The following is a 12,817-nucleotide window of genomic DNA, read 5'->3' as shown; positions in this document are numbered from 1 at the left end:
TTGTCCGGTCGGCGGTTTCAGCGTATGCGACAGGCATGGCCGAGACCTATCCAAGACCCCGATTTGGCGCCCCGCGCGAGCCGAAAACCCGTGTCGATCCAGGCAGCAGACTGGTGCGCGTGCTTGATTTCGTCAGCTCCGGCCATGCCCGCGCGGTCGCGTTCCTGACGATTTGCGGGTTCCTGTTTTTCCTGCCGGGCTTCTTCACCATCCCGCCGATCGACCGCGACGAAGCCCGGTTTGCGCAGGCGACCAAGCAGATGGTCGAGAGCGGCGACTTTGTCGACATCCGGTTCCAGGACGAGGTCCGCTACAAGAAACCGGTCGGCATCTACTGGATGCAGGCGGCCGTGGTCGAGACCGCCGAGGCACTCGGTCTGCAGAACGCTGAAGTCCGCATCTGGCTCTATCGGGTACCATCGCTGATCGGCGCCATTGGTGCAGTGCTGCTGACCTACTGGACCGCGCTAGCCTTTCTGACGCGGCGCGGCGCCGTATTGGCTGCATTGATCATGTGCAGTTCGGTGCTGCTCAACGTCGAGGCCCGGCTCGCCAAAACCGACGCCATGCTGCTGCTGACGGTGGTCGCCGTGATGGGTGCAATGGCGCGAATTTACCTGGCGTGGCAGCGCGGCGAAGACGCCAACAAGTCGCGCTGGCAGGAACCGGCGGTGTTCTGGACGGCGATGGCGATCAGTATTCTCGTCAAGGGACCGCTGATCCTGATGTTCGTCGGTCTGACGATCATTGCGCTGGCGATTATGGATCGCTCGGTCGCGTGGCTGTGGCGATTACGGCCGCTGGTTGGCGTCGTCTGGATGCTGTTGCTGGTTCTGCCGTGGTTCGTCGCGATCTTCCTGAAGTCGGGGCAAGCGTTCTTCTCCAATTCGCTTGGCGGCGACATGCTGAGCAAACTGGCGGCGCAGGAATCCCATGGCGCGCCTCCGGGCATGTATTTCCTGCTGTTCTGGATCACCTTCTGGCCCGGAGCACCGCTAGCCGGGATGGCCACGCCGGCGATCTGGCGCGCGCGGCGCGAGCCCGGCGCACAATATCTACTGGCCTGGTTGATCCCATCCTGGCTCGTGTTCGAAGTCGTGATGACCAAGCTGCCGCATTATGTGCTGCCGCTCTATCCGGCGATCGCCATCCTCGTCATTGGTGCGCTTGAGCGCCAGGTGCTGGCGCGCAATTGGCTGGCGCGGGGCGCGGCCTGGTGGTTCGCCATCCCGGCGCTGACCGCTGTGGTCGCCGAGATCGGCGCCGTCGCGATCGTCCGCCATCCGGTGTTTCTGGCCTGGCCCTTTGCCGCCGCAGCACTGGTTTTCGGCCTGTTTGCCTGGTGGCTGTATGACAACGCCCACGCGGAGCGCTCGTTGCTGAATGCGGTCGTAGCCTCACTGTTCATGAGCGCCGCCTTTTATGGCGTACTGCTGCCGTCGCTCCGACCTCTGTTTCCAAGCGTGCAGATCGCACGTGCGCTGCGTAACGTGGTCTGCGTCGGTCCCAAGGCTGCGGCAGCGGGATATCACGAGCCGAGCCTGGTGTTCATGACCGGCACATCCACGCAACTCACCGATGGCGCCGGCGCGGCGGATTTCCTCGGGCAGGGCAGCTGTCGCTTCGCGCTTGTCGAACTGCGTTCGGAGCGCCAGTTCGCGACGCGCGCCGAAGCCATCGGCCTGCGCTACAATATGGCGACCCGCATCGACGGCTATAATTTCTCGCAAGGCAAAGCGATTTCGGTAGCAATCTATCGCTCCGAAGGGACCGAGTAATGGCAGCTCCGGACAACTCGCAGCCACAGACCTATCTGTCGCAACTCGTTGCGCTGGTTTGGCAGTCCTTCGCACAACTCGTTCGCGCACCGTCGCATTCGCGGCGTGCGGAAGCTGCGCGTTACTGGGCGCGCCGTTCGCTTGTGCTTGGCGCCGTGACCGCCGTGATCATCATCGCGCTGATGTTTATCGTCGATGCCACCGAGATCGGGCTGATGCCGGCGCGGGGCACGGCTGGCCTGTGGCCGCTCCGCATCTTCACGGATTTCGGCAAGGACGAATATGTCTTGCTGGCATTATTCGCGCTCATGATCGTCCTAGCACTGCTCACGCCACTGCGGCATGGCACGTCGCGTGCCGTACTCGTCAGCTTGGGCACGCGCATTCAATATATCTTCCTGTCGGTCGCACTGTCGGTCTTCGTGGCTGAAATCATCAAAGGCATGCTCGGTCGTGGCCGGCCTTTCGTCAGCGGCGCGGCGGATCCCTTCCACTTCTCGCATTTCGCCTGGACGCCGGCCTATGCCAGTTTCCCGTCGGGCCATGCGACCACCAGTTTCGCGCTGGCCTTTGCGGTCGCGGCGCTCTGGCCGCGGTTGCGCACGGTGATGATCGTCTATGCGGTCGCCATTTGTGCCAGCCGGCTCGTCCTGCTGGCACATCATGCCAGTGACGTGGTCGGCGGCGGGCTGGTCGGCTGGATTGGCGCCATGACGGTCCGATACTGGTTCGCGGCCAGGCATCTGGCCTTCACTATCCATCAGGACGGTACGATCGACCCGCTGCCAGGGCCGTCCGCAGGCCATCTCAAAAGGGTTGCCCGCGGGACCGCGGCCCCATAATAAGCGGTCTTCGCTGGGCTGGCTGCGACAAGTTCCCGCAGGCTGGCCTTGCGAAAATCTGCTTCCAACCATGAGCTCCGATTTGCCCGCTCCCGAAGCTGCTCCCGTCGACGTTTCCATTGTCGTGCCCGTGCGTAACGAGCAGGACAATGTCGCGCCCTTGATCGCCGAAATCACCGCCGCGCTCGATGGCCGCTGGCCTTACGAGATCATCTACGTCAATGACGGCTCGACCGACGCGACGCCAGCACGGCTTGCCGAATTGATGCAGACGCGCGCCAACCTGCGTCGCATCGACCACGCCGCATCATCGGGCCAGTCGGCCGCCGTGCGAACCGGCGTGCGCAACGCCCGCGGCTCCATTGTGGCCACGCTGGATGGCGATGGTCAGAACAATCCGGCATTCCTGCCCAACCTGATTTCGGCCATTCAGGACGGCGGCGGCCGTGTTGGTCTCGCCGCCGGGCAGCGCGTTGGCCGCAAGGATACCGGTTTCAAGAAAGCCCAATCGAAGATCGCCAATGCTGTCCGCAATGCGATCCTGAAGGACGGTACGCGCGATACCGGCTGTGGTCTGAAGGCATTCCCCCGCGATGTGTTCTTGTCGATGCCTTATTTCGATGGTCTGCATCGCTTCCTTCCGGCGCTGGTGCGCCGCGAGGGTTTCGACATCGCCTATGTCGATGTCACCGATCGGCCGCGCCATTCCGGCGTGTCCAATTACGGATTTTTCGACCGTCTCTGGATCGGCATCATGGATCTCGCTGGCGTCTGGTGGCTGATCCGCCGCAAGCGTACGACGCCGGTCGCAACCGAGTTCAAATAGATGCTGATTCAATACGGTCAGGCGCTTGGCGACTATATCTACGACGTCTTCGTCGCGAAGTTCGATTTCTGGCTCGCTTTCGGCCTGATCGCGCAACTGCTGTTTACCGCGCGCTTCCTCGTGCAGTGGATTTCCAGCGAACGTGCCGGACAGAGCGTGGTGCCGATGGCCTTCTGGTTCTTCTCCATGGCAGGCGGGTTCATGACGCTGATCTATGGCATCGCCAAGCGCGAGCCGGTGATCATCCTCGGTCAGGCTTTTGCCACCGTAATCTATGTCCGCAACATCATGCTGATCATCAAGAACCGCGGCAGCGGATCAAAGACACTCGATAGCTGAGCGTCTTTGTCTGGCGACCCGCCGATTACAGCGCTGCGTTGAACGCCGCCAAGCCGCGTTCTAGATCAACCTTCAGATCATCCACGCTTTCCAGGCCGATATGAAATCGCAATGCCGGGCCGCCGGGCGCCCACTTGGTCGCACTGCGATAGTCCGAGCAGTCGAACGGGATGACGAGGCTTTCGAAGCCACCCCAGGAATAGCCCATGCCAAACAGCTTGACGGTGTCGAGGAGCGCATCGACGGCCTTTTGCGGCGACGGCTTCAGGATGATGCTGAACAGACCGGATGCACCAGTAAAGTCGCGCTTCCAGATGGCGTGACCGGGATGGCTGGGCAAAGCGGGATGCAGCACCTTCAGCACTTCCGGGCGGGTCTCCAGCCACTGCGCCATCTCCAGCGCCGAGCGCTGATGATGGGCGAGGCGCACAGACATCGTGCGTAGCCCGCGCAGCGCGAGAAAGACGTCGTCCGGGCCTGCGCATGTCCCGAGCAGCTTGATGCCTTCGCTGATCAGCGGCCACGTTGCATCATTGGCGGAGATGGTGCCGAACATGATGTCCGAGTGGCCGCCGATATATTTGGTCGCCGCCTGGATGCTGATATCGACGCCTTGTTCGAGCGAGCGATGATAGAGCGGTGTGGCCCAGGTGTTATCGTCGAGCACCAGCGCGCCGCGCGCATGCGCGATGCCGGCAATGAGAGGCACATCCGGCATTTCGAATGATTGCGAGCCCGGCGCTTCGACCAGGACGGCGCGGGTATTCGGCCTGAACAGCGCTTCGACGCCGGCGCCGATCAGCGGATCGAAATAGGTCGTCTCGATGCCGTAGCGTGCCAGCATGCCGTTGCAGAAATTGCGTGTCGGCCGATAGGCACTGTCGCTGACCAGGAGGTGATCGCCGGCCTTGAGCACCGAGAGCAGGGCGGTCGAGATCGCGGCGAGGCCCGATGGCATGAGTCCGACGCCGGCACATTTCGGGCCTTCCAGCGCCATCAGCGCTTCCTGCAATGCCTTGGTGGTCGGCGTGCCGTGGCGCCCATACTGAAACTCGCCGCGATGCGCATGGAGGTCGTCGGCGGTCGGATAAAGCACCGTGGAGCCGCGCACGACCGGCGGATTGACGAACCCCCTCTGCGATTTGGTGTCGCGGCCGGCGGTGACGATCACGGTGTCCGTGTCGAGCGAGGTGGTGCCGTGATTGTCGTTCGAAGCTGTCATAATGGGACCGCCAGTCTGCAGGTGTTGCACGGCCATTGGCATCTCGGTTGCCGAATGGCTGGTTCCGTCACTAAGAGGGCACGGAAGATAGCCGTCAACCCCTTGACCCCGCTGGCTGATCGTTCTCTGTTGCGGACCTCGGCGATCCCCCGCGGCATGTTGAGGGGCATGCCGCGAAATCTGCGATTTCCTGCTGATTCGTCCGGTCTTTTTAGATCGTCTCTGCTGTAGTTCGCCTTTCCGGTCGGGCCATTCACGGCTATGGAACTGATCCGTAGGCTCGTCATTCAATTCTTTGCGTCGACCGAGCGTCCTGACGTTCCCAAAGAGGCCTTATATGAAACGCGCGACCTTGATGTTCTCTCTCGCTCTTGCCGCTGGTCTGACCGCGCAAGGCGCATCTGCGCAGACGCTCAAGACGGTGAAGGACCGCGGCATGTTGTCCTGTGGCGTGACCCAGGGCCTGCCGGGCTTCTCGGCGCCGGATGACAAGGGCAACTGGGTGGGCTTCGACGTCGACCTGTGCCGCGGAATTGCGGCTGCGATCTTCAATGATGCGACCAAGGTGAAATATGTGCCGCTCTCGGCGAAGGATCGCTTTACTGCCTTGCAGTCCGGCGAGATCGACGTGCTGTCGCGCAATACGACCTGGACGCTGTCGCGCGATACGTCGCTTGGCGTGAACTTCGCCGGCATCAACTACTATGATGGCCAGGGCTTCCTGGTGCGCAAGGCGCTCAAGGTGAACTCGGCGCTCGAACTCAACAGCGCCTCGATCTGCCTGCAGACCGGCACCACCAACGAGCAGAATGTTGCCGACTATTTCAAGGGCAACAACATGAAGTATGAGGTCATCGCGTTCTCGACCGCCGACGAGACGATCAAGGCCTATGAGTCCGGGCGCTGTGACGTGTTCACCGCCGATATCTCGCAGCTCTATGCCGAGCGCCTGAAGCTTACCGTGCCTGCAGATCATGCCGTGCTGCCTGAGGTGATCTCCAAGGAGCCGCTCGGCCCACTGGTGCGCCATGGAGACGATCAGTGGCTGGATGTGGTGCGCTGGACGCTGTTCGCGATGATTAATGCGGAGGAGCTCGGCATCACGCAGAAGAACGTCGATGATCAGGCGAAATCCGACAAGCCGGAGCTGAAGCGCATCTTCGGCACCGACGGCAATCTCGGCGAAACGCTGGGCCTCACCAAGGACTGGTTTGCGCGCATCATCAAGGCGACCGGAAATTACGGCGAGGTATTCGATCGCAATGTCGGCGCTGGCTCCAAACTCGGAATCTCGCGCGGACTGAACCAGCTGTGGAATAAGGGCGGCATCCAATACGCGCCGCCGATCCGCTGAGCGCATCATCGCCCGTGGCGACATCGACCGAAGCCAGAAAACCGCCGCTGCAGCTCGCTGCGAAATTGCGACACGCGCTGGGCGGGCAGGCGAGCTGGAGCGGCTTTGTGCTCCAGGTCGTGTTCGTCGCGGCCCTTGTCTGGATTGGCTATGAGATCGTCGAGAATGCGCGCAGCAATCTGGCCGCGCAGAAGATCGCATCCGGCTTCGGCTTCCTGTCAAATACAGCAGGCTTCGCCGTCAGCCAGGCGCTGATCCCGTATTCGGAATCGGACACCTACCTGCAGGTGTTCTTCGTCGGCCTCGTGAACACGCTGGTCGTGTCGCTGATCGGCATCTTCTTTGCGACCATCATCGGCTTTATCATCGGACTCGGCAGGATGTCGCCGAACTGGCTACTGGCGCGTATTGCCGGTGTCTATGTCGAAGTGATCCGCAATCTGCCACTGCTGTTCCAGATCCTGTTCTGGTATCTCGCCGTGCTCGCCGCCTTGCCGCAGCCGCGCCAGAGCATATCGCTGCTGGACAGCTTCTTTCTCAGTAATCGGGGCTTCAGATTGCCGGAGCCTGTTGGGACAGAAGCGCTTGCGCCCGTTGCGCTCGCCATCGTGAGCGCGCTCGTGCTGTCATTTCTCCTGCGCGCCTACGCGCGTTGGCAGTTGTTTGCCAAGGGCCGCCTGTTGACGATCTGGCCCATCGTGGCAGGCCTGCTGATCGGATTGCCGCTGATGGCCGGATTGGTGTTCGGAAAGCCGGTGACCTTCGAATATCCGGTGCTGCGGGGGTTCAACTTCTCGGGTGGCCTGCGTGTGCTGCCGGAATTCGTCGCGCTGACACTGGCGCTCTCGATCTATACCGCCGCCTTCATCGCCGAGATCGTTCGCGCGGGTGTCCAGTCGGTGCACAAGGGGCAAACAGAAGCAGGTGCATCGCTCGGACTCAGCCGAGGCGCGACGCTCCGACTGATCGTAGTGCCGCAGGCGATGCGTGTGATCCTGCCGCCACTGACCAATCAGTATCTCAATCTCACCAAGAATTCGTCGCTGGCCGTCGCCATCGGCTATCCCGACCTTGTGTCGGTGTTTGCCGGCACCACCCTGAGCCAGACAGGGCAGGCGATCGAAATCATCGCCATGACAATGGCGGTCTATCTGGCCATCTCGCTGGTCACGAGTGCGCTCATGAGCGTTTATGGCTGGCGGATCTCGCGGAGCACGGGCGCATGAGCGACACCAGCTTCGTTGCGAAAGAGTTGATCCCGGATCGGTCCGCGCCGGTGCGCAGCTCGGGTTTCATCGGCTTCGTACAGACACGGCTGCTGAATTCACCGACCAATATTCTGCTGACTGTCGCCAGCCTGTTGCTGCTGTGGTTCACCATTGTCCCCACGGTCAAATTCCTGCTGATCGACGCCGTCTGGCAGGGGCAGGACCGCACGGCGTGCCTGCCGGAAAATACTGGCCATGCCGTGGGCGCCTGCTGGCCGTTCGTGCAGGCCAAGTTCAAGCAGTTCATCTACGGCTTTTATCCCGAGCCGGAACGCTGGCGTGTCAATCTGACATTCCTGCTTGGTGCACTGTTACTTCTGCCGCTCCTGATCCCGCGTCTGCCCGCGAAGAGCGTAAATGCCGGACTGTTCTTCCTTGCCTTCCCCGTCGTGGCGTTCTTCCTGCTGTATGGTGGTGGCATCAATGGCTTCGGAATCAGTTGGGCCGCGGATTTTCTGTCAACCGTCGCGGTCCACTTTATGGATATCGGCCGTTGGCTTCGGGGTGTGGGTCTTCTGTCCGATGTTACTGTCATCGGTTACCCGCTCACGCTGATTGGCAACGGCATCGTGGCATTCGGAGAGGGGCTGCAGCTTGTCGCGCTGCCGTTCGACTGGCTGCGGAACGAAGGCGTCAATCGCGGCAAGCCTGTCTGGTTCGAACTGGCGGCAACCGCGATCAGCGTCTCGCTGCTTGTCTTCTTATTGAATGGCCATGTCCGCAACGGCTGGCGCGCGCTCGCGAACACGATTTCCGTCTTTATTGGTATCGCCGCCGTCATCGCTTTGCTGCGGCTCGATCACGGCGGATTGCCGATTGTCGATACGCGGCTGTGGGGCGGACTGCTGGTGACGCTGGTGGTATCGGTCACCGGCATCGTGACGTCGATGCCCGTTGGCATCGCGCTGGCGCTCGGACGACGTTCGACCATTCCACTGATCCGTCTCTTCTCAATCGCCTTCATCGAGTTCTGGCGTGGCGTGCCGCTGATCACCGTATTGTTCTTTGCGACCTATATGCTGCCGCTGTTCCTGCCGGGCAGTTTCACTGTCGATGGCCTCGTGCGCGCGCTGATCGGCATCGCGTTGTTTGCCGGTGCCTACAATGCCGAGGTGATCCGCGGCGGATTGCAGGCAATCCCGCGCGGACAGGCGGAGGCGGCGAGTGCGCTGGGCCTATCTTGGTGGAAGACCACGCGTTTGGTGGTGATGCCGCAGGCGTTGCGCCATGTCATTCCCGGCCTCGTCAATAGCTTCATCGCGCTTCTGAAGGATACATCGCTGGTATCCATCGTCGCGCTATTCGATCTGCTCGGTCAGCTCCGCGCATCTTTTGCCGATCCCAACTGGTCGACGCCGACGACCTTGTTCACCGGTTTTGCCTTTACCGGCATCATGTATTTCGTGATGTGCTTCGGCATCTCGCGCTATTCGCTATTCGTCGAGCATCGGCTCAATGCGCATCGACGGAGTTGAGGTGACATGTCAGTATCCGTGAATCCCATCGTCTCGGTTGCCGGCCTGAACAAATGGTTCGGCGATTTCCATGTGCTGCGCGACATCGATCTCGCGGTCGGCCGCGGCGAGCGCATCGTGATCTGCGGGCCGTCGGGCTCAGGCAAATCGACGCTGATCCGCTGCATCAATGCACTGGAGGAGTTTCAGGAAGGCCGCATCACGGTCGACGGCATCGAACTCGGTCCAAACCTGCGCCATGTCGATGATATCAGGCGTGACGTCGGGATGGTGTTCCAGAGCTTCAACCTGTTTCCGCATCTGACGGTGCTTGAGAACTGCACGCTGGCGCCGATCTGGGTACGTCATATGCCGAAAAAGGACGCCGATGCTGCGGCAATGAAGTATCTGGAGCGAGTGCGCATTCCGGACAAGGCCAATGCCTATCCCGGTCAGCTCTCCGGCGGCCAGCAGCAGCGTGTGGCGATCGCGCGGGCGCTGACGATGACGCCGAAAGTCATGCTGTTCGACGAGCCGACATCAGCGCTGGACCCCGAAATGGTCAAGGAAGTGCTCGACACCATGGTCGATCTTGCCGGCGAGGGCATGACCATGCTTGTGGTCACGCACGAGATGGGCTTTGCCAGGGAAGTTGCCAGCCGGGTGGTGTTCATGGATGCCGGGCAGATCATCGAGGCGAATACACCGGACAAGTTCTTCGCCAATCCGCAGCATGCGCGGACGAAGCTGTTCCTGAGCCAGATTCTCCGCTGAGGCTCTGCGCTCAGACTTTCTCGAACGGCACCGAGATATCGCTCTTGTTCTCCAGCCATGCCGGCACCGGCAGGTTCTTGCTGCGCATAAAGTCAGGATTGAACAGCTTCGACTGATAGCGGCCGCCGGAGTCGCAGAGAATAGTGACGATGGTCTTGCCCGGGCCCAACTCCTTCGCGAGACGGATCGCGCCGGCGATGTTGATACCGGTCGAGCCGCCGAGGCAGAGGCCTTCGTGCTGGAGCAGGTCATAGATGACAGCGACGGCTTCCTCGTCAGGGATCAGGAAGGCGGTATCGACCTTCGCGGTCTCGATGACCGGCGTCACGCGGCCGATCCCGATGCCTTCCGTGATGGAATCGCCGGGCGTGGACTTGGCTTCGCCATGCTTGAACCAGTTATACATCGCAAAGCCCTCGGGATCGGCGCAGGCCGTAACGATGTTGTTGTTCTTTTCCTTCAGGTAGCGGGTCGTGCCGGCTAGCGTGCCGCCGGTGCCGACCGCCGAGATGAAGCCGTCCACCTTGCCTCCGGTCTGCTCCCAGATCTCGGGGCCCGTCGATTCGTAATGGGCTTTGGCATTGTCGAGATTGTTCCACTGGTCGGCAAACAGAACGCCGTTCGGCTCGGTCTTGCGCAACTGATCTGCGAGCCGTCGTCCGACATGCTGATAGTTGTTCGGGTTGGCGAATGGCAGCGCCGGCACTTCGATCAATTCGGCGCCGTTGAGGCGCAACATATCTTTCTTTTCCTGGCTCTGTGTCTCCGGAATCACGATCAGCGTGCGATAGCCGCGCGCGCTCGCCACCACGGCGAGGCCGATACCGGTATTGCCCGCGGTCGACTCGACAATAAGACCGCCAGGCTTCAGATCGCCGCGCTTCTCGGCTTCGAGGATCATCCATTTGCCAGCGCGGTCCTTGACCGACTGGCCGGGATTCATGAATTCGGCCTTGCCGAGAATGGTGCAGCCGGTCAGTTCGGATGCTCGCTTCAGCTTGATCAGAGGCGTGTTGCCGATCGCCTCGACGACGTCTTTGTTGAAGGTCATGGTGCTGAAATTCTTTGCTCGGGTTGTCGATCTTGTCGCGACCCTAGTGGAGGCCGCCGGACCAGACAAGGGAAGGGGCCGGTCTCAAGATCTGGTGCCGCAGTGCGGAAAGTCCAGAGCGCAGGCTATGGGACTTTAGCGAATACGACCTGGCGAACGTCGATATTCCCCGACAGGAAACCGGCCTCGCAATAGGCGAGGTAGTATTCCCACAACCGCCGGAACCGGTCGTCAAAACCGAGCGGCGTCAGGCTTGGCCAGGCCGCGCGGAAACTATCTCTCCAGGTCGCTAGCGTCTTGGCATAATCCAGTCCGAATATGCGCTCCTTGATGACAGGAACGCCGTATCTGGCCCCGAAGGATTTCAGGATTTCCGGCGTCGGCAGCATGCCACCGGGAAAGACGTAGCGCTGGATGAAGTCGACCTCGCGGCGATAGGTCTGGAAGAACTTATCCTGGATCGTGATGGCCTGAATGCCCACAAGTCCGCCAGGCAGCAGACGGTCGCGCAATTGTGAGAAATACTGCGGCCAGAACTGTTCGCCGACGGCCTCGATCATCTCGATGGAGGCGATGCGATCATACTGGCCGCGTTCGTCGCGATAGTCCTGAAACTTGATTTCGACCTGATCGCCGAGGCCCGCGTCCTGCATTCGCTTGCGTGCGAAATCGCGCTGTTCGGTCGAGATGGTGAGACCGGTGACATGTGCGCCGTAGTTCTTCGCGGCGTATTCGGCAAAGCCACCCCAACCGCAGCCGATCTCCAACACCTTCTGACCGGGCTTGAGATCGATCGCTTCTGCAAGCCGGCGATATTTGTTGTTCTGCGCGGCAGTGAGATCCTGCGTAGCGTCTTCGAAAATCGCCGACGAATAGGTCATGCTCGGATCGAGCCACGCGGAATAGAACGCGTTGCCGATATCGTAATGCGCGTAGATGTTCTTGCGAGCTTGCCGCTTGGTGTTGCGGTTGAACCAGTGGCGAACGATCTGCACGAAGCGCATCAGCGGATTGTTGCCGAGCATCGCCTGAATGAGATCGTGATTGACGCAGAACAGATACAGGAATTGCGTGAGATCCGGCGTGTCCCATTCGCCGTGGAGATAGGCTTCCGCGATTCCAATATCGCCGCCATTGAGTAAGCGCGACGCGAAAGCGTAACTGGTGATCGTCATCTCTGCGGCGGGACCAGGTTCGATGCCGCCGAGCCGGACACGCCGGCCATCGGGGAGTGTCACGTCGAGCGTGCCGCGCCGCAGACGCGAGCCGAAGCCCAATGCCAGCCGGACGATGCGCGGGAGATCCGGCAGCGCCTTGTCGACATTTTCCGGAGTGAGAACGATCAGCTCAGACATGCGCAGATCCAGGGGAGTTCGTGGTTCTGTGTCCGCATTCAAGTTGCTTGGATTGATATGGCCGCCGCTCTTCTGTCGGACAGGATCGTCCTTGTGCGTTGCGAAATCCGATTAACGCCCGGACGATTTCAGAGGAGTATAAGCGCGGCTTTCTTTGCTCGCCAAGCCGGTATTTCTCGCATGGCTTGCTTCACGCGCCACCGGACGTGTGCCGTTGATCCATGTGTCGCGGAACCGTGTGTGGTGCTGCCCTGTATCTCGTCTTGGCATCCCCGGCGGGCTTCAAAATGGCGCCAATAGCACAGGGCGCGCGCAATCCGGGCGACTGCAACAAATGAACACATGAAATCTTCGTAAGCCTGACCTGCCGGGCGCTTCTGTCAGGGGCCAAAAAGCCCGGTAAATCGAGGGAAACTGTGCAAATCCGCTCATTCGCGGGCCTGCCGCATCCATGCTGCTTGCAACGTTGCGACACGTAAGAACACTGTCCGCAGGATGATCGGGCGGCTACAATGCAGGCTCGTTTCATTGACCAAGCATCACCCGGTGAACGT

Annotated in this window: 11 protein-coding genes; 8 read left to right on the top strand and 3 right to left on the bottom strand. The window is 61.0% G+C overall.

Annotated elements, in window-relative coordinates; all coding sequences use genetic code 11:
* Positions 1 to 35 precede the first annotated feature (35 nt).
* The 4 genes from AB8A27_RS10795 (at position 36) to AB8A27_RS10780 (ending at position 3,785) form a co-directional block, all read left to right on the top strand.
* Positions 36 to 1,778 (top strand): ArnT family glycosyltransferase, encoded by a 1,743-nt coding sequence (locus AB8A27_RS10795; RefSeq protein ID WP_441241894.1) that lies wholly within the window; start codon positions 36 to 38, stop codon positions 1,776 to 1,778.
* Positions 1,778 to 2,620, top strand: coding sequence for a phosphatase PAP2 family protein (locus tag AB8A27_RS10790; RefSeq protein ID WP_441241893.1), 843 nt, complete (start codon positions 1,778 to 1,780; stop codon positions 2,618 to 2,620). Before AB8A27_RS10795 ends, AB8A27_RS10790 begins: the two co-directional genes overlap by 1 nt.
* Positions 2,621 to 2,690: 70 nt before the next feature.
* Complete coding sequence (locus AB8A27_RS10785) at positions 2,691 to 3,446, top strand: glycosyltransferase family 2 protein (protein WP_441241892.1); 756 nt, start codon at positions 2,691 to 2,693, stop codon at positions 3,444 to 3,446.
* Positions 3,447 to 3,785, top strand: coding sequence for a lipid-A-disaccharide synthase N-terminal domain-containing protein (locus AB8A27_RS10780; protein ID WP_068736456.1), 339 nt, complete (start codon positions 3,447 to 3,449; stop codon positions 3,783 to 3,785).
* Positions 3,786 to 3,810: 25 nt separating this feature from the next.
* Here the strand turns inward: AB8A27_RS10780 and metC are convergent, their stop codons facing one another.
* A complete protein-coding gene (gene metC / locus AB8A27_RS10775) occupies positions 3,811 to 5,007 on the bottom strand; it encodes a cystathionine beta-lyase (RefSeq protein ID WP_441244881.1) in 1,197 nt (398 codons plus the stop codon).
* Positions 5,008 to 5,344: 337 nt separating this feature from the next.
* On the opposite strand from metC, the gene AB8A27_RS10770 reads away from it, so the two are divergent.
* The 4 genes from AB8A27_RS10770 to AB8A27_RS10755 are packed head-to-tail and all read left to right on the top strand — an operon-like array spanning position 5,345 to position 9,857.
* Entirely contained in the window at positions 5,345 to 6,361 is a 1,017-nt protein-coding gene (locus AB8A27_RS10770) for an amino acid ABC transporter substrate-binding protein (protein WP_092143179.1), read from the top strand.
* A gap of 14 nt (positions 6,362 to 6,375) precedes the next feature.
* A complete protein-coding gene (locus AB8A27_RS10765) occupies positions 6,376 to 7,587 on the top strand; it encodes an amino acid ABC transporter permease (RefSeq protein WP_441241891.1) in 1,212 nt (403 codons plus the stop codon).
* The gene (locus AB8A27_RS10760; protein ID WP_441241890.1) at positions 7,584 to 9,104 is read left to right on the top strand and encodes an amino acid ABC transporter permease; all 1,521 of its coding nucleotides are present in this window, start codon (positions 7,584 to 7,586) and stop codon (positions 9,102 to 9,104) included. The genes AB8A27_RS10765 and AB8A27_RS10760 overlap by 4 nt, the downstream gene beginning before the upstream one ends.
* Before the next feature lie 6 nt (positions 9,105 to 9,110).
* Positions 9,111 to 9,857: an amino acid ABC transporter ATP-binding protein gene (locus AB8A27_RS10755; RefSeq protein ID WP_441241889.1), complete on the top strand. Its 747-nt coding sequence runs from the start codon at positions 9,111 to 9,113 to the stop codon at positions 9,855 to 9,857.
* Positions 9,858 to 9,867: 10 nt separating this feature from the next.
* On the opposite strand, the gene AB8A27_RS10750 is transcribed toward AB8A27_RS10755, so the two are convergent.
* Together AB8A27_RS10750 and AB8A27_RS10745 are read right to left on the bottom strand one after the other, a co-directional pair.
* On the bottom strand, positions 9,868 to 10,908 hold the full coding sequence (locus tag AB8A27_RS10750) for a cysteine synthase A (RefSeq protein ID WP_441241888.1): 1,041 nt from the start codon (positions 10,906 to 10,908) through the stop codon (positions 9,868 to 9,870).
* 125 nt (positions 10,909 to 11,033) lie between these two features.
* On the bottom strand, positions 11,034 to 12,263 hold the full coding sequence (locus tag AB8A27_RS10745; RefSeq protein ID WP_441241887.1) for a class I SAM-dependent methyltransferase: 1,230 nt from the start codon (positions 12,261 to 12,263) through the stop codon (positions 11,034 to 11,036).
* Between the last annotated feature and the right edge of the window lie 554 nt (positions 12,264 to 12,817).

Source organism: Tardiphaga sp. 768_D3_N2_1 (genome assembly GCF_052076105.1).
GTDB lineage: Bacteria > Pseudomonadota > Alphaproteobacteria > Rhizobiales > Xanthobacteraceae > Tardiphaga.
This window is presented reverse-complemented; position numbering and strand designations above follow the sequence as displayed.

What these genes read in the sequence shown, in the direction of transcription:
- AB8A27_RS10795 (WP_441241894.1), top strand. Translation starts at nt 36, where the DNA reads ATGGCCGAGACCTATCCAAGACCCCGATTTGGCGCCCCGCGCGAGCCG.
- AB8A27_RS10790 (WP_441241893.1), top strand. Translation starts at nt 1,778, where the DNA reads ATGGCAGCTCCGGACAACTCGCAGCCACAGACCTATCTGTCGCAACTC.
- AB8A27_RS10785 (WP_441241892.1), top strand. Translation starts at nt 2,691, where the DNA reads ATGAGCTCCGATTTGCCCGCTCCCGAAGCTGCTCCCGTCGACGTTTCC.
- AB8A27_RS10780 (WP_068736456.1), top strand. Translation starts at nt 3,447, where the DNA reads ATGCTGATTCAATACGGTCAGGCGCTTGGCGACTATATCTACGACGTC.
- metC (WP_441244881.1), bottom strand. Translation starts at nt 5,007, where the DNA reads ATGACAGCTTCGAACGACAATCACGGCACCACCTCGCTCGACACGGAC.
- AB8A27_RS10770 (WP_092143179.1), top strand. Translation starts at nt 5,345, where the DNA reads ATGAAACGCGCGACCTTGATGTTCTCTCTCGCTCTTGCCGCTGGTCTG.
- AB8A27_RS10760 (WP_441241890.1), top strand. Translation starts at nt 7,584, where the DNA reads ATGAGCGACACCAGCTTCGTTGCGAAAGAGTTGATCCCGGATCGGTCC.
- AB8A27_RS10755 (WP_441241889.1), top strand. Translation starts at nt 9,111, where the DNA reads ATGTCAGTATCCGTGAATCCCATCGTCTCGGTTGCCGGCCTGAACAAA.
- AB8A27_RS10750 (WP_441241888.1), bottom strand. Translation starts at nt 10,908, where the DNA reads ATGACCTTCAACAAAGACGTCGTCGAGGCGATCGGCAACACGCCTCTG.
- AB8A27_RS10745 (WP_441241887.1), bottom strand. Translation starts at nt 12,263, where the DNA reads ATGTCTGAGCTGATCGTTCTCACTCCGGAAAATGTCGACAAGGCGCTG.